The 23,281-nt window shown below is 69.8% G+C and carries 18 protein-coding genes, 1 tRNA gene and 1 pseudogene; 11 read left to right on the top strand and 9 right to left on the bottom strand.

All coding sequences use genetic code 11. The annotated features are described in order from the left end of the window. Positions 1-46 precede the first annotated feature (46 nt). Entirely contained in the window at positions 47-1,342 is a 1,296-nt protein-coding gene (locus tag A5643_RS16395) for a citrate synthase (RefSeq protein ID WP_066857897.1), read from the top strand. Between the two features lie 10 nt (positions 1,343-1,352). Then, positions 1,353-1,718, top strand: a complete 366-nt coding sequence (locus tag A5643_RS16390) for an FKBP-type peptidyl-prolyl cis-trans isomerase (RefSeq protein ID WP_066857894.1) — start codon at positions 1,353-1,355, stop codon at positions 1,716-1,718. Positions 1,719-1,725: 7 nt separating this feature from the next. On the opposite strand, the gene A5643_RS16385 is transcribed toward A5643_RS16390, so the two are convergent. After that, entirely contained in the window at positions 1,726-3,090 is a 1,365-nt protein-coding gene (locus A5643_RS16385; protein ID WP_066857891.1) for a sensor histidine kinase, read from the bottom strand. Positions 3,091-3,092: 2 nt separating this feature from the next. Beyond that, positions 3,093-3,803, bottom strand: coding sequence for a response regulator transcription factor (locus A5643_RS16380; RefSeq protein ID WP_156628860.1), 711 nt, complete (start codon positions 3,801-3,803; stop codon positions 3,093-3,095). Between the two features lie 60 nt (positions 3,804-3,863). Here A5643_RS16380 and A5643_RS16375 point away from each other — a divergent pair, with 60 nt between their 5' ends. Next, on the top strand, positions 3,864-5,822 hold the full coding sequence (locus tag A5643_RS16375; RefSeq protein WP_066857885.1) for an ABC transporter ATP-binding protein: 1,959 nt from the start codon (positions 3,864-3,866) through the stop codon (positions 5,820-5,822). Then, positions 5,819-7,633: an ABC transporter ATP-binding protein gene (locus A5643_RS16370; protein ID WP_066857882.1), complete on the top strand. Its 1,815-nt coding sequence runs from the start codon at positions 5,819-5,821 to the stop codon at positions 7,631-7,633. Before A5643_RS16375 ends, A5643_RS16370 begins: the two co-directional genes overlap by 4 nt. A 7-nt stretch (positions 7,634-7,640) precedes the next feature. On the opposite strand, the gene A5643_RS16365 is transcribed toward A5643_RS16370, so the two are convergent. Further along, entirely contained in the window at positions 7,641-9,107 is a 1,467-nt protein-coding gene (locus A5643_RS16365; protein ID WP_066857878.1) for a carboxyl transferase domain-containing protein, read from the bottom strand. Between the two features lie 67 nt (positions 9,108-9,174). Here A5643_RS16365 and A5643_RS16360 point away from each other — a divergent pair, with 67 nt between their 5' ends. Genes A5643_RS16360 through A5643_RS16330 form a run of 7 tightly spaced genes read left to right on the top strand, consistent with a single transcriptional unit; the run spans position 9,175 to position 16,217 of the window. Continuing rightward, a complete protein-coding gene (locus A5643_RS16360) occupies positions 9,175-9,906 on the top strand; it encodes an enoyl-CoA hydratase (protein WP_066857875.1) in 732 nt (243 codons plus the stop codon). 5 nt (positions 9,907-9,911) lie between these two features. Continuing rightward, the gene (locus A5643_RS16355) at positions 9,912-11,012 is read left to right on the top strand and encodes an MBL fold metallo-hydrolase (protein WP_156628854.1); all 1,101 of its coding nucleotides are present in this window, start codon (positions 9,912-9,914) and stop codon (positions 11,010-11,012) included. Between the two features lie 4 nt (positions 11,013-11,016). Continuing rightward, positions 11,017-12,579: a serine hydrolase gene (locus A5643_RS16350; protein ID WP_066857872.1), complete on the top strand. Its 1,563-nt coding sequence runs from the start codon at positions 11,017-11,019 to the stop codon at positions 12,577-12,579. Beyond that, positions 12,576-15,065 (top strand): HAD-IC family P-type ATPase, encoded by a 2,490-nt coding sequence (locus A5643_RS16345; protein WP_066857869.1) that lies wholly within the window; start codon positions 12,576-12,578, stop codon positions 15,063-15,065. Before A5643_RS16350 ends, A5643_RS16345 begins: the two co-directional genes overlap by 4 nt. Before the next feature lie 46 nt (positions 15,066-15,111). Continuing rightward, positions 15,112-15,291 carry an antitoxin gene (locus A5643_RS16340; RefSeq protein WP_066857865.1) on the top strand — a complete coding sequence of 60 codons (180 nt, stop codon included), beginning with the start codon at positions 15,112-15,114 and terminating at the stop codon, positions 15,289-15,291. A gap of 3 nt (positions 15,292-15,294) precedes the next feature. Next, positions 15,295-15,732, top strand: a complete 438-nt coding sequence (locus A5643_RS16335) for a type II toxin-antitoxin system Rv0910 family toxin (RefSeq protein WP_066857862.1) — start codon at positions 15,295-15,297, stop codon at positions 15,730-15,732. A gap of 47 nt (positions 15,733-15,779) precedes the next feature. Continuing rightward, complete coding sequence (locus A5643_RS16330; protein ID WP_066857859.1) at positions 15,780-16,217, top strand: hypothetical protein; 438 nt, start codon at positions 15,780-15,782, stop codon at positions 16,215-16,217. On the opposite strand, the pseudogene A5643_RS16325 reads toward A5643_RS16330, so the two are convergent. From A5643_RS16325 to A5643_RS16300, 6 genes and pseudogenes are all read right to left on the bottom strand, one after another. Beyond that, positions 16,114-19,072: pseudogene (locus A5643_RS16325) on the bottom strand (MMPL/RND family transporter). The gene A5643_RS16330 and the pseudogene A5643_RS16325 overlap by 104 nt on opposite strands. Continuing rightward, entirely contained in the window at positions 19,069-19,515 is a 447-nt protein-coding gene (locus A5643_RS16320) for an MmpS family transport accessory protein (protein ID WP_082949006.1), read from the bottom strand. The pseudogene A5643_RS16325 and the gene A5643_RS16320 overlap by 4 nt, the downstream one beginning before the upstream one ends. Position 19,516: 1 nt before the next feature. Beyond that, entirely contained in the window at positions 19,517-20,143 is a 627-nt protein-coding gene (locus A5643_RS16315) for a TetR/AcrR family transcriptional regulator (protein WP_066857856.1), read from the bottom strand. Between the two features lie 86 nt (positions 20,144-20,229). Continuing rightward, positions 20,230-22,122, bottom strand: a complete 1,893-nt coding sequence (locus A5643_RS16310; protein WP_066857853.1) for a M48 family metallopeptidase — start codon at positions 22,120-22,122, stop codon at positions 20,230-20,232. Between the two features lie 6 nt (positions 22,123-22,128). Next, positions 22,129-22,719, bottom strand: a complete 591-nt coding sequence (locus A5643_RS16305; protein ID WP_197497754.1) for a LemA family protein — start codon at positions 22,717-22,719, stop codon at positions 22,129-22,131. 191 nt (positions 22,720-22,910) lie between these two features. Further along, positions 22,911-22,983 (bottom strand) — tRNA-Arg (locus A5643_RS16300). Positions 22,984-23,281 lie beyond the last annotated feature (298 nt).

The raw sequence follows: 23,281 nt of genomic DNA, 5'->3' as shown, positions 1-23,281 counted from the left end.
TCGGGTGGGTAGTTCTCAATCTCCAGTGTGTGAAGAAGGGGTTCTAGTGGCCGCAACCGACGACACCGCCACGCTCCGCTATCCGGGCGGCGAACTCGACCTCGACGTCGTGACGGCCACCGAGGGCGCCGACGCCATCGCGCTCGGCTCGCTGCTGGCCAAGACCGGCTACACCACCTTCGACCACGGTTTCGTCAACACCGCCTCCACCAAGAGCGCCATCACCTACATCGACGGTGAGGCGGGCATCCTGCGTTACCGCGGCTACCCGATCGAGGTGCTTGCCGAGAAATCCACCTTCATCGAGGTCAGCTACCTGCTGATCTACGGCGAGCTGCCCAGCAAGGACGAGCTGGCGGCGTTCACCCGCAAGATCGAGCGGCACACCCTGCTGCACGAGGACCTCAAGCGGTTCTTCGACGGCTTCCCCCGCGAGGCGCATCCGATGCCGGTGCTGTCCAGCGCGGTCAACGCCCTGAGCGCCTACTACCCGGACTCGCTGGACCCGACCGACAACGAGCAGGTCGAACTGTCCACCATCCGGCTGCTGGCCAAACTGCCCACCATCGCCGCCTACGCCTACAAGAAGTCGGTGGGCCAGCCGTTCCTGTACCCGGAGAACTCGCTGACGCTGGTGGAGAACTTCCTGCGGATGACCTTCGGCCTGCCGGTGGAGGACTACCACCCGGACCCGGAGATCGTCCGCGCCCTGGACATGCTGTTCATCCTGCACGCCGACCACGAGCAGAACTGCTCCACCTCCACGGTGCGGCTGGTCGGCTCCTCGCAAGCCAACCTGTTCACCTCGATCTCTGGCGGCATCAACGCGCTGTGGGGCCCGCTGCACGGCGGCGCCAACCAGTCGGTGCTGGAGATGCTCGAGGGCATCCGCCAGCAGGGCGGCGACGTCCGCGAGTTCGTCCGCAAGGTCAAGAACCGCGAGGACGGCGTGAAGCTGATGGGCTTCGGCCACCGGGTGTACAAGAACTACGACCCGCGGGCGCGCATCGTCAAGGAGCAGGCCGACAAGATCCTCGGCAAGCTCGGCGGCGACGACGACCTGCTGGCCATCGGCAAGGCGCTCGAAGAGGTCGCGCTGACCGACGACTACTTCATCGAACGCAAGCTCTACCCCAACGTGGACTTCTACACCGGCGTGATCTACCGCGCCATGGGCTTCCCGACCCGGATGTTCACCGTGCTGTTCGCGTTGGGCCGGCTGCCCGGCTGGATCGCGCACTGGCGCGAGATGCACAACGAGGGCGACTCCAAGATCGGCCGGCCGCGCCAGGTCTACACCGGCTACACCGAACGCGACTACGTCACCATCGACGCCCGCTAACCTCACTGCGATGAGCGCACAGAAACCGGAAATCGAATTTCCCGACGGCCCGGCCCCGGCCGAGCTGGTCATCACCGACCTGGTCGTCGGCGACGGGCCCGAGGCCCGGCCCGGCGGCACCGTCGAGGTGCACTACGTCGGCGTCGAGTACGACACCGGCGAGGAGTTCGACAGCTCCTGGAACCGCGGGCAGACCATCGAATTCCCGCTCAACGGCCTCATCCAGGGCTGGCAGGACGGCATCCCGGGGATGAAGGTCGGTGGCCGCCGTCAGCTGGTCATCCCGCCGGAGCAGGCCTACGGGCCGGCCGGTGCGGGCCACCGGTTGTCCGGCAAGACCCTGATCTTCGTCATCGATCTGGTCGGCGCGCGCTAGCGCATACTCAGCGCGGCGGCGGCAGCCGCAGCAGCAGCCGCACCCCGCCCAGCGGGCTGTTCTCCAACGCCGCGGAGCCGCCGTGCAACTTGGCCTGCTGGGCCACCAGCGCCAACCCGAGCCCCGACCCGGAGTGCGACGCCGAGGAGCCGCGGGAGAACCGCTCGAAGACCATCTGACGCTCGGCTTCGGGCACCCCGCTGCCGTCGTCGTCGATGGTGATCTGCAGCCCGTCGCGGGAACTGGTGGCCGCCAACAGCACCCGGCCGGCCCCGCCGTGTTTGACCGCGTTGGCGATGGCGTTGTCCACCGCCAGCCGCAACCCGGCGGGCAACCCGATGATGATGCAGGTCGGGGACGGCTCCAGCGTCACCTCCAGCCCCGGATAGACCCGCATCGCGTCGTGGGCGGCGCGGTCGAGCAACTCGGTGATGTCGACCGGGACGTGATCGTCGGCGGTGGACAACTCGCCCTGAGCGAGCCGCTCCAACGCGGTCAGCGTCGCCTCGATGCGCGACTGGGTGCGGATGACGTCGCCGAGCACCTCGGCGCGCTGCTCATCGGGCAGTTCCAGGGTGCTCAGCACCTCCAGGTTGGTGCGCATCGCGGTCAACGGGGTGCGCAGCTCATGGGAGGAGACCGCCGCGAAATCCCGGGCGCTGGCCAGCGCCTCCTTGGTGCGGTCCTGCTCCCGCCAGATCCGGCCCAGCATGCCCTTGACCGCCTCGGCGATCTCGACCGCCTCGGTGGCCCCGCGCACCTCGACCACCGGCTGCTCGTCGCCGGCGTCGATGAGCCGGGTCTGCTCGGCCAGCCGCCGCAGCGGACGCACCGCGAACGTGGCCAGCACCCAGCCCAGCACGGTGGCCGCACCGATCGCGAACGCGCAGATCATGATCACCCGCCGATGCAGGTTGGCGGTGTCGGCGATGGTGGCGTCGTAGGTGGCGCCCACCGCGATCGTCATCGGCCCCGGCCCGGGCACATCGACGGTGCGCACCCGGTAGCGCACCCCGTCGACCACGGTGTCGGCGTAGCCGATCGGCAGCGCCGGCAGCTGCACCGCCGACTTCGAGGCCACCTCGTCGCCGCGGCGCACGGTGATGACGACGTTCTGGTCCTTCGGCGAGCGCGGGATCTGGTCGAGGCCGCGGGGCAGGAACGGGATCGCGAAACCCGCCGCCTCATCCAGGCGACGGTCTAGCCGCTCCTTGCGGTCGTTGGTGATGCCGACCCAGACGATGGTGCCGACGATGAGCACCACGATCGCGGCGCCCAGCGCGGTCGCGAACGCCACCCGGGTGCGCAGCGACGGCGTGCGCGCGAACACCCGGGACAGCAGCCGGGGTCCGGGCGTCGTCGTCGCCGCCATGGTCACTGCATGCGCAGCACGAAACCCACACCGCGCACGGTGTGCAGCAGCCGTGGTGCGCCCCCGGCCTCGAGTTTGCGGCGCAGATAGCCGATGAACACGTCGACGACGTTGGTGTCGGCGGCGAAGTCATAGCCCCACACCAGCTCCAGCAGCTGCGCCCGCGACAACACCGCGGTCTTGTGCTCGGCCAGCACCGCCAGCAGGTCGAACTCCCGCTTGGTCAGATCCACGTCGACCCCGTTGACCCGGGCGCGGCGGCCCGGGATGTCGACCTCCAGCGGGCCGACGGTGATGGTCTCCGACGACGAGCTGGCCGCCGAGCCGCGCCGGCGCAGCAGCGCCCGCACCCGCGCCACCAGCTCCTTGAGCTCGAACGGCTTGACCAGGTAGTCGTCGGCGCCGGCTTCCAGCCCGGCGATCCGGTCGTCGACCGAGCTGCGCGCCGACAGCACACACACCGGCACGTCGTTGTCCATCGCCCGCAGCGCGGTGACCACGCTGACCCCGTCGAGCACCGGCATGTTGATGTCGAGCACGATCCCGTCCGGGCGGGTCTCGGTGGCGCTGCGCAGCGCCTCGGCCCCGTCCTTGGCCGTCGACACCTCGAACTGGAACAACCGCAGTCCCCGCTCCAGCGAGGCCAGCACGTCATCGTCGTCGTCGACAACCAGCACTCTCGGCGTGTTCCCACCTGCATCCATGCCGCCTATCTTGCCTGATTGCGCGGCGTTCGCGGGGACGGCGGGCCGTCGGGTGGCAGGATCGGAACCTTGGAAACCGCTGCGAGCACCGAACGCCCGGATCAGGCGCCACCGACGCCGCCGGCCGTCGCCGCCGCGCCCGCCCGCTCCCGGCCCGGCACCGACCTGCTGCGGCTGCTGCCCTACCTGCTGCCGTACCGGGCGCGCTGGCTGACGATGGTGGCGGTGGCGATCGTCAGCCTCGGCGCCACGGTCGCGATCCCGCTGATGACCAAGGCCGTCATCGACGGCCCGGTCCGCCACCACGACCAGCGCGGCCTGTGGATCCTCGGCATCGCCGCCACCGGCGTGGGCATCACCGAGGCGGTGCTGTGGTTCGTGCGCCGCTGGCTGGTCGCCCGCGCCACGATGGGCGTGGAGGCCGACATCCGCAAGGACCTCTACGCCCAGCTGCAGCGGCTGCCGATGTCGTTCCACGGGCGCTGGCAGTCCGGCCAGCTGCTGTCGCGGATCATGAACGACCTGGGCACCATCCGCCGGTTCATGTCGTTCGGGATGGTGTTTTTGCTGCTCAACTCGCTGCAGATCGTGGTGGTGACCGTGATCCTGCTGGTGCTGTACTGGCCGCTGGGGGTGGTGGTCGCGCTGTCGGTGGCGCCGGTGGCCGCCACCGTGCGCTACTTCCAGAAGATCTACACCCGGCTGTCGCGCGCCGCCCAGGACCAGGCCGGCCAGGTCGCCACCCACGTCGAGGAGGCCGCGCTCGGGGTGCGGGTGGTGCGCTCCTTCGGCCGGGAACGCTACGTCTACGACCGGTTCGACACCCAGGCCGTCGACCTCTACGACGCGGAGCTGCGCAAGGTCGCCGCCAAGGCCAAGTTCTGGACCCTGCTGGAGGTCATCCCCAACCTCACCCTGATCGTGGTGCTCGGGCTCGGCGCCTACGCCGCCGGCCACAACCTGGTCACCCTGGGCACCCTGGTCGCCTTCATCACGCTGATGCTGTCGCTGGTGTGGCCGATCGCCTCGCTGGGCTTCCTGCTGTCGATGACCCAGGAGTCGATGACCGCCGCCAACCGGGTCACCGAGATCTTCGACGCGCCCACCGAGATCACCGACGGCCCCCGCCGCAACGCACCGCCCGGCGGCCGGCTGGAACTCGTCGACGTCGGATTCCGCTTCCCCGACAGCGACGAGTGGGTGCTGCGCCACGTCACCCTCACCGTGGAGGCCGGGCAGACCCTCGCGCTCGTCGGCGCCACCGGCTCGGGCAAAACCGTGCTGGTCGGGCTGCTGTCGCGGCTCTACGACGTCACCGAGGGCGCCATCCGCATCGACGGGGTCGACATCCGCGACCTGCCGGTGCGCGTGCTGCGCAAACTGGTGGCCACCGCGTTCGAGGACCCCACCCTGTTCTCCATGTCGGTGGCCGAGAACGTGCGGCTGGGCCGGCCCGCCGACGACCCGGCCGACGACGCCGAGGTCGCCACCGCGATCGAGGTGGCCGCCGCCGACTTCGTCTACGACCTGCCGTTCGGGCTGGACACCCGCATCGGCGAGCAGGGGGTCAGCCTCTCCGGCGGGCAACGCCAGCGGCTGGCGCTGGCCCGCGCGCTGCTCGCCCGGCCGCGCATCCTGGTGCTCGACGACACCCTCTCCGCCCTCGACGTGCACACCGAGGCCCGGGTCAGCGCCGCGCTGCGCAGCGTGCTCGGCGATCTCACCGGGGTGGTGGTGGCCCGCCGCGCCTCCACCGTGCTGCTCGCCGACCGGGTGGCGCTGCTGCAGAGCGTCGGGGCGGCCCCGGCCACCGTCACCGCCGTCGGCAGCCACGCCGAACTGCTGGCCACCGTGCCCGCCTACCGCTACCTGCTGGCCGCCGACGACGAACTCGACGACGGCGCCGAACGCGACCCGGAGTGGTGCGCGGCGGAGAAACGCGACCGCCTCGACCGCGCCCAGCGGGAACGCGACGCCACCGACGCGGCCTGCGCCGAAGACGACCTGAGCGTCGCGGAGCGGCGATGAGCGACACCTGGCGGGGCCGGCTGGCCGACACCGAAGACCTGCCCATCGACGAGAGCCTGCCGCGCCGGCGGGAGGCGCGGCTGCTGCTCGGCTCGCTGCTGCGCCCGCACCGCTGGCTGGTGGCGGCGCTGGCGGTGGTGGTCGTGGTGGAGAACGCCGCGCGGCTGTCGGTTCCGCTGCTGGTGCAGCGTGGCATCGACAAGGGCATCCCGCCGATCGTCGACGGCGGCCCGGCGACCACCCTGCTGGCCATCATCGCCGCGGTGGGCGCGGCGGTGCTCATCCAGGCCGCCAGCCGGATGCTGTTCCTCAACGGGGCGGGCCGGGTCGGCCAGCGGGTGCTGCTGGAACTGCGCCGCCGCGGCTTCGCCCACTTCCAGCGCCTCGACGTGCCGTTCCACGACCGCTACACCTCCGGGCGGGTGGTCAGCCGGCTGACCAACGACGTCGACGCCATCCAGGACCTGCTGGAAAGCGGCTTCGACAGCCTGGTCTCGGCGGTGCTGACCCTGGCCGGCACCGCGGTGCTGCTGGTGGTGCTCGACTGGCGGCTCGGGCTGATGTGCCTGGCAGTGTTCCCGGTGCTGGTGGGCCTCATCGGCTGGTTCCGGTCGGAGTCCTCGCGCACCTACCGGGCGGTGCGCGAAGCCGCCGCCCTCGTGATCGTGCAGTTCGTCGAGACCATGACCGGCATCAAGGCCGTCCAGGCCTACCGGCGCGAACCCCGCAACCAGCAGATCTTCGACGACATCGCCGACCGCTACCGCGCGGTCAACGAACGCACCTTCCAGCTGCTGGCGATCTTCATGCCCGGGGTGAAGCTGCTGGGCAACCTGACCACCGGGGTGGTGCTGCTCTACGGCGGCTGGCGGGTGCTCGACGGGCAGATGACGATCGGCACCCTGACCGCGTTCCTGCTCTACCTGCGGATGTTCTTCGAACCGATGCAGGAGATCAGCCAGTTCTTCAACACCTTCCAGTCGGCGGCCTCGGCGCTGGAGAAGCTGGCCGGGGTGCTCGCCCAGCGCCCGGAGGTCACCGATCCGCCCGACCCGGTCCCGCTGGACCGGGCCGCGGGCGCGGTGCGCTTCGAGCGGGTGCGGTTCGGCTACCTGCCCGACCGGCCGGTGCTGCCGGAGCTGGACCTGACCGTCCCGGCCGGGCAGACGGTTGCGCTGGTGGGGGCCACCGGCGCGGGCAAGACCACCGTCGCCAAGCTGATCGCCCGGTTCTACGACCCCACCGCCGGGGTGGCGCGCCTCGACGGGATCGACCTGCGGCAGCTGGCCCAGGCCGACCTGCGCCGCAACGTGGTGATGGTCACCCAGGAGAACTTCATGTTCACCGGCACCGTGGCCGACAACATCCGGTTCGGGCGGCCGGAGGCCACCGACGCGCAGATCCGCGCCGCCGCCGAGGAGGTGGGCGCCGCGGAGTTCATCGCCGATCTGCCCGACGGCTACGCCACCGACGTCGCCACCCGCGGCGGGCGGCTCTCGGCCGGGCAGCGTCAGCTGATCGCGTTCGCCCGGGCCTTCCTGGCCGACCCGGCGGTGCTCATCCTCGACGAGGCCACCTCCGCGCTGGACATCCCCAGCGAGCGGCTGGTGCAGCGGGCACTGCGCACCGTGCTGGCCGAGCGCACCGCGCTGGTGATCGCCCACCGGCTCTCCACCGTCGAGATCGCCGACCGGGTGCTGGTGCTCGACGGCGGGCGCATCGTCGAGGACGGCCCCCCGGCCCGGCTCATCGCCGCCGGCGACTCCCGCTACGCCGCGCTGCACCGGGTGTGGAGCCAGTCGCTGCAGTAAAAGAGGCTCAGCCCAGCCCGATGCGCCGGTAGCGCTGCAGCCGGGCGGCCAGCCGCTCGTCGTCGGGCCGCGCGCCGACCGCGGCGAGTTCGGCGGCGACCGCCCGGGAGAGCCGCTTGACGAAGTCGATCGGCTCGTCGGCGGCGTCGGGCCGCTCCGGCACGATCGCGTCGACGATCCCGGCGGCCAGCAGGTCCGCCGAGCGGATGCCCTGGCCCTGCGCCAACTCCGGGGCGTGGTCGGTGTCGCGGAAGACGATCGCGCTCGCGCCCTCCGGGGGCAGCGGCGCCAGCCAGCCGTGCTGGGCGGCGAGCACCCGGTCGGCGGGCACCATCGCCAGCGCCGGGCCGCCGCTGCCCTGCCCGAGCAGCACCGACACCGTCGGCACCTCCAACAACACCAGATCGGCCAGGCAGAACGCGATCTCGCTGGCCAGCCCGTCCTGCTCGGCGTCCACCGACAGCGTCGGGCCCGGCGTGTCGATCACCAGCACCAGCGGCAGCCGCAGCCCGGCAGCCAACGCCATGCCGCGGCGCGCCTCCCGCAGCGCGGCCGGCCCGGTCAGCCCGCGCACCCGGCGCTGACCCAGCAGCACCGCCGGCTGCCCGGAGAACCGCGCCAACGCCAGCAAGGTGGTGGCCGCCTCGGTGTCCCCGGTCGCCGACAGCAGCACCCGCTCGGTGGCGCCGTGGCGCAACAGCATGCCTGCCCCGGGGCGTTGCGGCCGGCGGGTCGCCAACACCGACTCCCAGGCCGGGACCTCGTCGACCCGGGTGGTCACCGGGGAGGCCGGGGCGGGCAGCGGCGCGTCGAGGATCACCTTCAGCGCCCGCACCAGGGTGCGGCGCAGCCACCGCAGCGGCACCACCCCGTCGATCACGCCGTGGGCCTGCAGGTTCTCGGCGGTCTGCACCCCGGACGGAAACTTCTCGCCGTAGAGGTGCTGATAGACCCGCGGCCCCAGAAAGCCGATGAGCGCGCCGGGCTGGGCGATGGTGACGTGCCCCAGTGAGCCCCAGGAGGCGAACACCCCGCCGGTGGTGGGGTGGCGCAGATAGACCAGGTAGGGCAGGTGGGCGCGTTTGTGCGCCTCGACGGCGGCGGTGATCTTGACCATCTGCAGGAACGCCACCGTGCCCTCCTGCATGCGGGTGCCGCCCGAGCACGGCGACGCCAGCAGCGGCAGCCGCCGCCGGGTGGCGTGTTCGACGGCGGCGGTGATCCGCTCGGCGGCGGCCACCCCGATCGAGCCGGCCAGGAAGCCGAACTCGCAGGCGATCACCGCCACCGGTCGCCCGTGCACCCGGCCTTCCCCGGTGACCACCGCCTCGTCGAGGCCGGTGGCGGCCCGCGAGTCGGCCAGCTCGGCGCGGTAGTCCGGGTCGGCGGCGGCCGGCGGCGGGCTGTCCCAGCTGGTGAACGAACCCGCATCGAGCACCGTGTCGAGCAACTGCAGGGCACCGATTCGTTCCACACCCCGACCCTAATAAGCTGACAGGATGATCGGCGAGGACGCGAAGCGATGGGGAGGGCGGCGCTGAATGATAGGTGTGACCCGCGACGGCAACGTCACGATCCTGGAACTGCAGCGCCCGGAGCGCCGTAACGCGCTCAACTCCGAACTGGTCGGCGGGCTGCGCGAGGCGGTCGAGACCGCCGCCGCCGAGGACGTGCGGGCCATCGTGCTGACCGGGGCGGGCACCGTGTTCTGCGCCGGGGCGGACCTGTCCGGCGACGCGTTCGCCGCGGACTACCCCGACAAGCTGATCGCGTTGCACAAGTCCATCGACGCGTTCCCGATGCCGGTGATCGCCGCGATCAACGGCCCGGCCATCGGCGCCGGGCTGCAGCTGGCCATGATCTGCGACTTGCGGGTGGTCGCCCCCGAGGCGTTCTTCCAGTTCCCGGTCGCCAAATACGGTCTCGCGCTGGACAACTGGAGTATCCGCCGGCTGACTTCGCTGGTGGGGCACGGCCGGGCCCGGTCGATGATGCTCACCGCCGAGCGGCTGCCCGCCGACGTCGCGTTGCAGACCGGGATGGCCAACCGGCTGGGGGATCTGGCCGACGCGACCGCCTGGGCGCACGAGATCGCCGGGCTGGCCCCGCTGGCGCTCAAGCACGCCAAGCGGGTGCTCAACGACGACGGCGCCTTCGAGGAGCAGTGGCCGGTGCACAAGGACCTGTTCGACCGGGCGTGGGGCAGTCAGGACGTCATCGAAGCCCAGGTGGCGCGGGTGGAGAAGCGCCCGCCACGGTTCCAGGGCGCTTAACGGCCGTGTTGAGAGCAGCGCTGCGGCTGACCGCGGGAACCGCCACCCTGGCGGCCGGCGGGTGGCTGATGCGGGCGCTGCACGGTGCACCCGAGGCGCTCGGCGCCGGACCGGCCGCGATCCGGGAGGTCGCGGAGGGCTCCCCGAACTACGTCGACGGGGCGTTCGTCAACGTCGACCCGGCGTCGATCTTCGAGGCCAACCTCGAACAGCAGTGGCTGGTGCTGCGCGACCTGCTCGGCGGGCGGGCGGCCAGCCGGCCCGGCGGGGAGATCCCGCTGGCGGTCCCCGCGACCGAGGGCACCGCCGCGCTGGCCGCCAGCTGGCTCGGGCATGCGACCGCACTGGTGGAGATCGACGGCTACCGGGTACTCACCGACCCGGTGTGGAGTGACCGCTGCTCGCCGTCGGATGTGATCGGCCCGGAGCGGCTGCACCCGCCGCCGGCGGCGCTGGACACCCTGGCCGCCCTCGACGCCATCGTCATCAGCCACGACCACTACGACCACCTCGACATCGACGCGGTGATCGCGCTGGCCCGCAGCCAGCGCGCCCCGTTCATCGTGCCGCTGGGGGTCGGCGCGCACCTGCGCCGCTGGGGCATCCCCGAGCACCGCATCGTGGAACTGGACTGGGGACAGAGCCACCGCCTCGACGAGCTCACCCTGGTCTGCACCCCGGCCCGGCACTTCTCCGGCCGGTTCCTGAGCCGCAACACCACCCTGTGGGCGTCGTGGGTGCTGCGCGGGCCGCGGCACCGGGTGTACTTCGGCGGCGACAGCGGCTACACCCGCAGCTTCGCCGAGATCGGTTCGCAGCACGGGCCGTTCGACCTGACCCTGCTGCCGATCGGGGCGTATCACCGGAGCTGGCCGGACATCCACATGAACCCCGAGGAGGCGGTGCGCGCCCACCGCGACCTCACCGACGCCGGGGTGCTGCTGCCGATCCACTGGGCCACCTTCCGGCTGGCGCCGCACGCCTGGGCCGAACCGGTCGAGCGGCTGCTGGCCGCCGCCGGCGACATCCCGGTGGCGGTGCCGCGCCCGGGCGGGCGGGTCGAACCGGAGGTGGGCGTCCGCGCCGAGCCGTGGTGGCGGTTGTAACCCGATGCCGATTCGCGCGGCGCTGGCCGCACTCCTGGTGTTGCTGATCGTCTCCGGCTGCTCCTCCGCCCCGCCGCCGCTGACCGACACCGCGCCGGACCGCTACGTCGGCACCGACATCCCGGGCGGCCGGGTCGACGACGCGGTGGACCGGCTCGACGAGCTGGCCGGCGACCTGATGGCCGACTCGGGCATCCCCGGCATGGCCGTCGCGGTGGTCCACGCCGGAAAAACGGTCTACGCCAAGGGCTTCGGTGTGCGCAACGCCCGGTTCCCCGATGACGCAGGAAACCGGGTGAACCCCGACACCGTCTTTCAGGTGGCGTCGCTGTCCAGCGCGCTCGCCGCGACGGTCGTGGCCCACCAGGTGACCGAGGACAGCGTCGACTGGGACACCCCGGCGGGGGTGTACCTGCCGTGGTTCGGTCTGTCGGAGCCCTACGTCAGCGACCACGTCAGCATCGCCGACCTGTTCGCGGGCCGCTCCGGGCTGCCCGCAGGCGCCGGCGACCGGCTCCAAGCCCTCGGCTACGACCGCAGACAGGTGCTGACCCGGCTGAGCCAACTGCCCCTGTCGGCGTTCCGGAACAGCTTCGCCGAGACCGACTTCGGTGTCACCGCCGGCGCCGAGGCGGTGGCCGCGGCGGCGGGAACACCGTGGGAGGAACTGTCCGCCAGCGTCCTGTACCGGCCGCTGGGCATGGACGCCACCAGCTCGAGCTACGCCGACTACACCCGCCGCCCCGACCGGGCGATCGGGCACGTCAAAGACGACGACGGCTACCGGCCGCGCTACCGCGGCGACCACGACCCGCAGTCGGCGGCCGCCGGGGTGAGCTCGTCGGCCAACGACCTGGCCCGCTGGCTGGCCATGGTGCTCGCCGGCGGCCGCTACGACGGCGGCTCCATCACCTCGGTGGACGCCCTGCTGCCCGCGGTCACCGCGCAGACCGTCGCGGTCCCCGCACCCAGCCCGGACGCGCGAGCGGCCTTCCACGGCTACGGATTCGACGTGAGTGTCACCTCCTCGGGCCGCACCCGGTACGGCCGCTCCGGCGGGTTCGCGCTCGGATCGTCGGCCGCGTTCGCGGCGCTCCCGGCCGCCGATGTCGGCATCGTCGTACTCACCAACGCCGCACCGGCCGGGGTACCCGAGACCCTGGTAGGCCAGTTCCTGGACCTGGTGCAGTACGGCGAACTGCGGGAGGACTGGGCCGGTTACTACCGCGACGCGCTGAGCGACCGCGACCAGACGCCGGGAACCCTGTCGGACACCAAGCCGCCGCACAACCCCGCCACCGCCGACCCGCTCAACCGCTACACCGGGGTGTACGCCAACGACTACTGGGGACCGGCGACCGTCACCGAACGGAACGGCACGCTGCTGCTGTCGCTGGGCCCGCACCACCGCACCGTGCCGCTGACCCATTGGGGCGGCGACAACTTCACCTTCCCGGTCGACGACGACACCGTCCCGCCGGGGACGCTGTCGATGGCCACGTTCACCCCGGACACCCTGCGACTGGAGTACTACGACCGGGACCGGCTGGGGATGTTCCTGCGATGACGACCGTGCTGGCACCCGAGGGCCTCACCGACGACGACGTCGCCCAGCGCGTCGCAGCCGGGCAGACCAACGACATCCCCACCCGCGCCGCCCGCACCGTCGGGGAGATCGTCCGCGCCAACGTCTTCACCCGGATCAACGCCATCCTGGGTGTGCTGTTTCTGATCGTGTTGACCACCGGGTCGCTGATCAACGGCATGTTCGGGCTGCTGATCATCGCCAACAGCGTGATCGGCATGGTCCAGGAGATCCGCGCCAAGCAGACCCTGGACAACCTCGCCATCGTCGGGCAGGCCAAACCGCTGGTGCGGCGCCGCTCCGGCACCGCCGAACTGGCGCCCAGCGAGGTGGTGCTCGACGACATCATCGAACTCGGCCCCGGCGACCAGATCGTCGTCGACGGGCAGATCATCGAGCACGCCAACCTCGAGGTCGACGAGTCGCTGCTGACCGGGGAAGCCGACCCGATCGCCAAATCCGATGGCGACGAGGTGATGTCGGGCAGCTTCGTGGTGGCCGGCAGCGGCGCCTACCGCGCCACCCGGGTGGGCCGCGAGGCCTACGCCGCGAAACTGGCCGAGGAGGCCAGCAAGTTCACCCTGGTCAAATCCGAGCTGCGCAGCGGTATCAACACGATCCTGCGGTTCGTCACCTACCTGCTCGTGCCCGCCGGGCTGCTGATCATCTACAGCCAGCTGTTCGTCAACAACCCGACCTTCGGCGCCACCCTGGCCGAGACGCTGCGTGACCTGGTCACCGTGCAACCGGGCTGGGGCGATTCGGCCCGCCAGCTGCGGGACCTGTTGGTCAGCACCGAATTCCGTGAATCGGTGCTGCGGATGGTCGGCGCGCTGGTGCCGATGGTCCCCGAGGGGCTGGTGCTGTTGACCTCGATCGCCTTCGCGGTCGGGGTGATCCGGCTGGGCCGGCGCCAATGCCTGGTGCAGGAACTCCCGGCGATCGAGGGACTGGCCCGCGTCGACGTTGTCTGCGCGGACAAGACCGGCACCCTGACCGAGAACGGGATGCGGCTGTCCCAGACCGTCGGGGTGGACGACGGTCGCGACGACCTCGCCGAGGTGCTCGCCGCGCTCGCCGGCGCCGACCCCCGGCCCAACGCGAGCATGGTCGCCATCGCCGAAGCGCACGGCGCGGCGCCGGACTGGACGGTCAGTGCGGTCGCGCCGTTCAAATCGGCCACCAAATGGAGCGGCGCATCGTTTGCCGGGCACGGGCATTGGGTGATCGGGGCGCCGGATGTGCTGCTGGACGCCGACGCGCCGGTGGTGGCGCAGGCCGAGGAGATCGGCGCGCAGGGCCTGCGGGTGCTGCTGCTGGGCGCCGCCGAGCGCGCCGTGGACGCCGCCGACGCGCCCGGCCGGGTGCGCCCGGTCGCGCTGGTGGTGCTCGAACAGCGGGTGCGGCCCGACGCCCGCGACACCCTGGACTACTTCGCCGCCCAGGACGTGACGGTGAAGGTGATCTCCGGGGACAACGCGGTCTCGGTCGGCGCGGTCGCCGAAACCCTGGGATTGAGCGGCGCCACCCGCGACGCGCGCCGGCTGCCCGACGACACCGTCGAACTGGCCGACGTCCTCGAGCAGGCCACCACCTTCGGGCGGGTGCGCCCGGATCAGAAACGCGCCATGGTGCACGCGCTGCAGACCCGCGGGCACACCGTGGCGATGACCGGCGACGGCGTCAACGACGTGCTGGCGCTCAAGGACGCCGACATCGGGGTGGCGATGGGAGCGGGCAGCTCCGCGGCCCGCGCCGTCGCCCAGATCGTCTTGCTGGACAACAAGTTCGCGACGCTGCCGTTCGTGGTGGGCGAGGGTCGCCGGGTGATCGGCAACATCGAACGGGTCGCGAACCTGTTTTTGACCAAAACCGTGTACTCGGTGCTGCTGGCGCTGCTGGTGGGTTTCGCCGGGCTGGGCGCCAAACTGTTCGGCGGCCACCCGCTGCTCTATCCCTTCCAGCCGATCCACGTCACGATCGCCGCCTGGTTCACCATCGGGATCCCGTCGTTCATCCTGTCCCTGGCGCCCAACAACGAGCGCGCCCGACCGCGGTTCGTGCGGCGGGTGATGACCGCGGCGCTGCCCTCCGGGCTGGCCGTCGGGGCGGCCACCTTCGCCTCCTACCTGGTCGCCTACCGCGGCCCGGGCGCCAGCGCGCAAGAGCAGATGCAGGCGTCGACCACCGCGTTCATCACCCTGCTGGTCGCCGGGGTATGGGTGCTGGCGGTGGTGGCTCGGCCCTACCAGTGGTGGCGGGTGGCGCTGGTGTTGGTCTCCGGCCTTGCCTATGTGGTGATCTTCTCCATTCCGCTGGCGCGCACCGTGTTCATGCTCGATCCCTCCAACGTCGCGCTGACCCTCGCCGGCCTGCTCATCGGGCTGGCCGGCGCCGCGGCCGTCGAAGCGTCCTGGTGGATCCAGGGCGCTGTTCTCGGTGAACAGCGCCAGATCTGGCGCAGGTAGGATCTGGCAACGCAACCGAACCGTTCCGTGACGGAAGGACCACGCTATGGGTTTCCTGGACAAGGCGAAGGACATGCTGTCGAAGAACGCCGACAAGGTCGACCAGGCGATCGACAAGGCCGGTGACTTCGTCGACGAGAAGACCGACGGCAAGTACCGCGACACCGTCGACAAGGTGCAGGACGCGGCCAAGAAGGCCGTCAACCAGTCCGACCCGGAGAACTAGCCGATGGCCAAGCTCTCCGGAGCGATCGACGTCCCGCTGCCGCCGGAGGAGGCCTGGGCGCACGCCTCGGACCTGAGCCGGTACCGGGAATGGCTGACCATTCACCGGCTGTGGCGCAGCCCGCTTCCCGACACGCTGGAGAAGGGCACCGTCATCGACTCGATCGTCGAGGTCAAGGGCATGCCCAACCGGATCCGGTGGACGATCGTGCACTTCAAACCGCCGCAGGCGATGACCCTCAACGGCGACGGCAAGGGCGGCGTGAAGATCAAACTGATGGCCAAGGTCAAACCCAAGGACGACGGCTCGGAGGTCAGCTTCGACGTGCACCTGGGCGGCCCGGCGCTGTTCGGCCCGATCGGCATGATCGTGGCGGGCGCGCTGCGCGGCGACATCCGCGACTCGCTGAACCAGTTCGTGACCGTCTTCGCCCCGCACTGAGCCACCACCCGTCCGGGCGGGGCCGGCGCACCCGTTAGTGTCGAACCATGCCCCGCCCCCAGCCCGGTTGGTCGGTCGCGTTCTGCGCGCTGATCGTGTCGGCGAGCACCTGGCTGCCGTGGGCCACAACCGGAACCGGCCGCGCCAACGCGATCGGCGGGGTGGTCGGTGACCTGCCGCGCCCGGACGGTTTCGGCAGCGGCCAGACGGTCCTGCTGCTCGCGGCGCTGCTGCTGGTGACCGGCGCCATGATCGGCCGCGGTCTCACCCCGAAAGGCGCCGCGGTTGCCGCGCTGACCATTTCGGCGTTGATCCTGGCGGTATCGACGCTCTACTACCGCCACCACGTCGCCGCCGAGGCGTCGACCGGCTACGGGATGTTCATCGGCGCCGGCGCTGCGCTGGCCGCGGCGGGCTGCTCGGTCTGGGCGCTGGTCGCGCAGTTGCGCGCCGACCCGGCGCGTCCTCAGTCGCCGCTGGGTTGACCGGTGGCGATCCGGTCGGTGTCGGCGGCGGCAGCGGGGCGGATCTGCCGCGGCGGGCGGGAGGGCACGTTCATCGGCCACCAGAACCAGCGGCCCATCAGTGCCGCGATCGACGGGGTCATGAACGAGCGCACGATCAGCGTGTCGAACAGCAGACCCAACCCGATCGTCGAACCCACCTGGCCGATCACCCGCAGGTCGCTGACCACCATCGACATCATGGTGAACGCGAAGACCAACCCGGCGGCGGTCACCACCTTCCCGGTGCCGCCCATCGCGCGGATGATGCCGGTATGCAAGCCGGCGTGGATCTCCTCCTTGAACCGGGACACCAGTAGCAGGTTGTAGTCCGAGCCGACCGCCAGCAGGATAATCACCGACATGGCCAGCACCATCCAGTGCAAGTCCATGCCGATGATGTGCTGCCAGATCAGCACCGACAGCCCGAAGGATGCGCCCAGCGACAGCGCCACCGTGCCCACGATCACCAGTGCGGCCATCAGCGCGCGGGTGATGATCAGCATGATGATGAAGATCAGGCACAGCGCCGCGATGCCGGCGATGATCAGGTCGTATTTGGAGCCGTCGCGCATGTCCTTGAAGACCGCGGCGGTGCCGCCGAGGGAGATCGTGGCGTCCTCCAACGGAGTGCCCTTGACCGCTTCGATCGCGGCCTGGCGGATCGGTTCGATATGGGAGATGCCCTCCTCCGACGCCGGGTCCCCGCGGTGGGCGATGATCATCCGCACCGCCTTGCCGTCGGGGGAGAGGAACATCTTCAGGCCGCGCTGGAAATCGGGGTTGTCGAAGATCTCGGGCGGCAGATAGAACGAGTCGTCGTTCTTGGCGGCGTCGAAGGCCTTGCCCATCTCGGTGGAGCCCTCGCCGAGTTCCTCCATCTGCTTGTACATGCCCGACATGGTGCTGTGCATCGTGTACATCATCGTCTGCATGGTCGACATGGTCTCGATCATCGGACCGAACTGCGCCACCATCTGCGGCATCAGCATGTCCATGTTGTGCATGTTGCCGATCATCGAGTCCATCGTCTCGGTCATCACGTCGATGCCGTCGATGGTGTCGAAGATCGACCGCAGCGACCAGCACACCGGGATGTCGAAACAGTGTGGCTCCCAGTAGAAGTAGTTGCGGATCGGGCGGAAGAAGTCGTCGAAGTCGGCGATGTGGTCACGCATCTCGTGGATGGTGCCCTGCAACTCGTCCATGTCGGTGACCATCTCGTGGGTGATGCCGCTGAGTTCACTCATCATGGCGTGCATGCGCCGCATGGTGGCGACCGTCTTGCCCATCTCGTTGGCCTGGGTGAGCATGTCGTCCATCCGGTCCTTGAGGAACTTCATGTTCTGCATCTGACCGGCGCCTTGCATGCTGATCATGAACGGGATCGAGGTGTGCTCGATCGGGGTGCCCTGCGGTCGGGTGATGGCCTGGACCCGAGCCACGCCCGGCACCCGGAAGACGGCTTTGGCGATCTTGTCCAGCACCAGGAAGTCAGCGGAGTTGCGCATGTCGTGATCGGCCTCGAGCAGCAGCATCTCCGGGTTCAGCCGGGACTGGGAGAAGTGGCGGTCGGCGGCGGTGAACCCGGCGTTGGCCGGGATGTCCTGCGGGATGTATTGGCGGTCATCGTAGTTGGTGCGGTAGCCGGGCAGCGCCGCGAGCCCGACGATGGCCACCGCGATCGACGCGGCCAGCACCGGGCCGGGCCAGCGCACGATGACGGTGCCCACCCGGCGCCAGCCGTGCACCTCGAGTTTGCGTTTCGGGTCGAACAGGCCCCAGCGCCCGCCGACGGTCATCACCGCGGGTCCGAGGGTCAGGGCCACCACGACACCGACCATGATGCCGACCGCGCAGGGCACACCGAGGGTTTGGAAGTAGGGCATGCGGGTGAAGCTCAGACAGAACACCGCGCCGGCGATGGTGGAACCGGAGCCGAGGATGACGTGCGCGGTGCCGTTGAAGCTGATGTAGTAGGAGTCCTCGCGGCTGTAGCCGGCCTGGCGGGCCTCCTGATAGCGGCCGATCAGGAAGATGCCGTAGTCGGTGCCCGCGGCGATCGTCAACGACACCAACAGGTTCACCGCGAACGTCGACAACCCGATGATCTCGTAATGGCCGAGGGCGGCGACGATGCCGCGTGCCGCACTCAACTGCAGCCCGACCATCAGCAGCAGCATGATCACCGTCGTGATCGAGCGGTAGACCAGCATCAGCATCGTGATGATGACCAGGAAGGTCACCAGCATGATCTTGAGCATGGTCCGGTCACCGGCATGGTTCATGTCGGCTTGCAGCGCACCGGGACCGGTGACATAGACGGTGATCCCGTCCGGTGGCGGGTAGTCCTCGATGACCCCGCGCACCGACTCCACCGACTCGTTGGCCAGCGACTCGCCCATGTTGCCGGCGAGGTTGATCTGGACGTAAGTGGCCTTGCCGTCGGTGCTCTGCGCCCCCGCCTCGGTGAGCGGATCACCCCAGAAGTCCTGCACGTTCTGCACGTGCGGGTCGGCGCGGAGTCGTTCGAGCAGCTCGTCGTAGTAGTCGTGGGCGTCGCGGCCGAGGGGCTCCTCGCCCTCGAGGACGATCATCGCGACGTTGTCGGTGTCGCCCTCCCCGAACAACTCGCCCATCTTGGTCATCGCCTTCATCGAAGGCGCTTCCTTGGGGCTCATCGACACGGTGCGTGCCTGACCGACGTCCTCCAGCGACGGGATCGCGGTGTTGAGCACGAACACCAGCAGCAGCCAGATCAGGATGATCGGGATCGCCAGCCGCCGGATCCAGCGGGCGAAGAACGTGCGGTCGGTGTTGCCGCGGGAGTGACTCATGCCGACTTCGAGAAGCAGTAGATGTAGGCGCTCACCTCGTGGGCCGTCCTTTCGTCCTTGACCTCGCCGTTCGCGGTGATGCGGCAGCCGATGAAGTCGCTGCTGCCCTGGGCGACGATGTTGCCGACCATCGCCGGGGCGTTGGTGACGAGCGTGACCGACCAGGGCAGGGTCGCACCGTTGACCTGGTTGGTCTGGCCTTCGTCATCGAAGTAGTTGATGTCGGCGACCGCACCGGGCGGGCCGAAGATCTCGTAGGTGACGCGCTTGGGGTTGGAGTTGTTGCTGTCGTCGGTCATGCTGCCGGCGTAGGTCTCCGGAACATGGGAACCGAAGATCTTGCGCACCTTCCACACGGAGTAGCCGCCGACGACGAGCACCGCGACGATCACCAGCGGGATCCAGATTTTGGACAGCGCGGCAAACAGGGGGAACTGTCTCATTTCAGATCACCGTCGCACGGTTCGGTTGGGGCAGACCGGATTTGAGTTGGGCGTAGGCGGCGCGGATCGCCTCGACGAGCGCGGGGCGCGACGATGCGGTGTCGGCTCCGGCGTTGAGGTGCTGTTCGATGACGGCCAGGGCGATCGCGCTGGTGGTGTGGAACACCAGCCGTGGGTACAGGTCGGTGTCCGGGTCGGTGCCGGTGCGCCGGCCGATCTCGGCCAACATCGCCTGGGACGTCGAGTCGTTGGCCGCCACATGCTGGGCGATCAGGGCGGGGTGGGCGGCCATCAGCCGGGTCACCGCGATCATCCGGTCCAGTCCGGCGGCGGACTCGACGAACTCCACCTGTACGGCCTCCAGCGAGTCGAGTAGCGCTTCGTCGGGGCTGCGGTCGCGGAACGCCTCGACCAGCTGCTGGGCGGATTTCTCCAACTCGAACAGCACCGCGTCTTCCTTGCAGGAGAAGTAGTTGTGGAAGGTGCGGGTGGAGACGTCGGCGGCCTCGGCGATCGCCTCGGCGGTGACGGCGTCGAGGCCGCGTTGCACGGCCAGGTCGAGCGCGGCGCGCCCGAGGGCCTCTTTGGTGGCGAACTTCTTGCGCTCGCGCAGACTGCTCTCCGACATTTAGCGAAGCCTGCCCTACGTTGCAGAAGTAGGCAAGTTTGCTCGACAACGCAAAGTTTGTGACGTGCGTCACCGCTGGTGGAAGGCTAGAGCACCGGCGGGACCGGGCAGTGCAGCACACCGCAGATGGTGCGCAGCAACTCCGATTCGGCGACCGTGACCACGCCGTCGGCGGTCACCGTGGTGACCGCCGCGTTGACCACGGCGGCCTTGTCCGCGCCGACCAGTCCGTCGATCACCGGCCAGACCTGCTCCAGTCCCCGCACCCCGTCGGTGGGCAGCAACGGGATGGCCTCGCCGGGATAGGCGACGGCGATACCGGCCCGGAACGCGGCGGTGGCTGCAGTCGGATCGTCGTTGCCGGTCTGGGCCAGCACGGCCAGCAGGTGACAGACCGCGGTGCGCGCCGAAGCGAGGCTCTGGCGCCTGCTCCGCCACGGCGACGTCGACGCCACCGATTCGTTGAGACCGACGAAGATCAGGGTGCCCAAGCAGTATTCGAAGACGTCGAGCCGGCCGTCGGCGTTGATCAGCTCACCGACGACGGCCATCAGTTGCTGCTGCTCGGGCTGGGAGTGCCCGCGCAGCGCCGGGAACGCGATCGAGGCGAGCGGAAGACGCAGCCGAGGGTCCAGCGTCGCCAGTTCGGCGCCGCAGTTCCAGGCCTGGTCGGCGAGTTGGCTGCCGTGGGCGCGGGCCACGATCTGGTGCTGGGTGCGCCGGATCTTCTCGTCCCGGTCGAAGATCAGCGCGTAGACCAACGGCACCGCCGTCGCCCGGTTGTGGGCCCACTGGGCGAGTTTCGGCGGGATCGCTTCGCGCAGTTGCGCGCCGGCCCGGTAAGACGCGGCGGCGGGGTTGCCGACCGCGGAGGCGTAGTCGCGGCCGCCCGAGGTCTGGGTCGGCGGACGCCAGGGCGCTCTGGCGGCCGTGGCGGCCGGCGCCGCGGCCAGACCCATCGATCGGGCGTCCTCGGCCATGCCGTCGGCGGGCTGGACCTGCCAGTGCCGTTTGAGTTGTTCCAGTTCCGCGGGGTTGAAACCGGGCTCGAGCACCCGGATGCGCTCCAGCAGTGGGGGGTGGGTGGCGAACAGCGAGGAGATCCGCAGCCCCGGACCGAACAGCATGTGGCTGACGTCCTCGGTGCGCGGGCTGTCGAGCTGGGATCCGGCCGGAAGCCCGCCGATCTTCTTGAGTGCACCGGTCAATCCGGCGGTCTGCCGGGTGAATTGGACGGCGGAGGCATCGGCGAGATACTCCCGCTGGCGGGAGACCGCTGCTTTGATCAGGCGCCCGAAGAAGACCCCGATCCAGCCGACCAGATACAGCACCAAGCCGAGGATCATCAGCGGTGCCGCACCGCGGTCGCGACTGGAGGCGCCGCGCGTGCCGAACAGGATCCGGCCCACAACGGCCAACGCGATGATCCCGGAGACCACGCCGATCAGCTTGAGGCTCAACCGCATATCGCCGTTGACGATGTGGCTGAACTCGTGGGCGATCACGCCCTGCAGTTCGTCGCGGTTGAGTCGGTCCAGTGAGCCCTGGGTCACGCAGACCGCCGCATCCGCGGGGGTGTAGCCGGCGGCGAAGGCGTTGATGGCCTGCTCCTGCGGCAGGTAGTAGAGCACCGGCACCGGTGTGCTGGAGGCGATCGCGACCTCTTCGACGACATTGCGGTAACGCTGCAGCTTGGGGTCGGCGGGCATATCCGGAACCCGGACCCCGCCCAGGCTTTCGGCGACCTTGGTGCCGCCGCCCTGCCGCAGCGTCAACGTCTTGACCACCGACACGCCGCAGATCAGCGTCAGCACGCCGATGCTGACCAGGAGCACCGTGGCCACCCGTTGCTCGGGGAGGACGAACGGCATGACCGCGAGGTTGGCGACCGCGGTGATCGCCAACACCGCCGCGACGAACAGCAGCACCATCCGGTTGGACGCCGCGCGGACCTGCCGCTGGCGTTCGAAGAAGTCCATGGCGGATCAGAACTGGATGCGAGGAACCTCGCGCACTTCCGGGCCGGTGATCTCCAGCTGCGCGGCCGGGGTGAAGCCGAACGCGCCGGCGAACAGCACCGACGGGAACACCTCGCGCTTGTTGTTGTAGTTCATCACCGCGTCGTTGTAGGCCTGCCGGGCGAAGGCGATGCGGTTCTCGGTGGAGGTCAGTTCCTCGGAGAGCTGCATCATGTTCTGGCTGGCCTTGAGGTCCGGGTAGGCCTCGCGGAGCGCGAACAGTCGGCCCAGCGCCCCGGTCAGTGCGCCTTCGGTGGCCGACAGCTGGCCCATCGCGGCCGGATCGCCGGGGTTGGCCGACGCGGTGGCCTTCGCCGAGACCGCGGCGTTGCGAGCCTGCACCACGGCTTCCAGCGTCTCGCGCTCGTGGGCCAGGTAGGCCTTCGCCGTCTCGACGAGGTTGGGGATCAAGTCGTGGCGACGGGTTAGCTGCACGTCGATCTGGGCGAACGCGTTCTTGAACGCGTTGCGCAGCCGGACCAGTCCGTTGTAGATGCCCAACAGCATCAACCCGAACAGCACCACGAGGGCGACGATGACGATCAACGCGATGACCATAGTGTGTGTACCTTTGCTGCTCTGGGGCGGGGCCTGATCATTCTCGCACAGTGGGCGCGGGTCGGTCGGCGGTAATTTCGTTCCGGTGCGCGGCGCGTTCGCCTGGGTGGGGTGTCGAGGATCAACCGAAGTCACCGTCAACCCTCAGCCGAAACACGGTCAGCCATCACCGCCGCGCGAAACCAGCAGAGTGCCCCCGACAGGATTCGAACCTGTGACACCGGCTTTAGGAGAGCCGTGCTCTATCCCCTGAGCTACGGGGGCGGGGGACGTCTTCGAATAACGGACTAAAACCTCACCGATTGGCGCGACCAGCAGATTTTAGCGATGTCATCGGCGTCCTCCTGCCGTTCCGGACGAGCTGACAGGAGATGTCGGCTGGTCAGGATGTGGCGGGTGTGAGTTTAGCTGGCACGACAAATGCCACGCGACGTCTCGGTCGGCGGGGTCGGCGTGGGATGACCCTAGTCGTGGTATCCGCCGTTAGGCAGCTCGCTCGTGAGGTTGTCGTCGCCGGTGCAGGTAGGCGGTGATGGCGGGTTGTCGTGCAGTTGAAGCCGTG

Source organism: Mycobacterium sp. 1274756.6, from assembly GCF_001668625.1.
GTDB lineage: Bacteria > Actinomycetota > Actinomycetes > Mycobacteriales > Mycobacteriaceae > Mycobacterium.
Note: the sequence above shows the minus strand (reverse complement) of the source record. Positions and strands in the feature narration are given on the sequence as shown.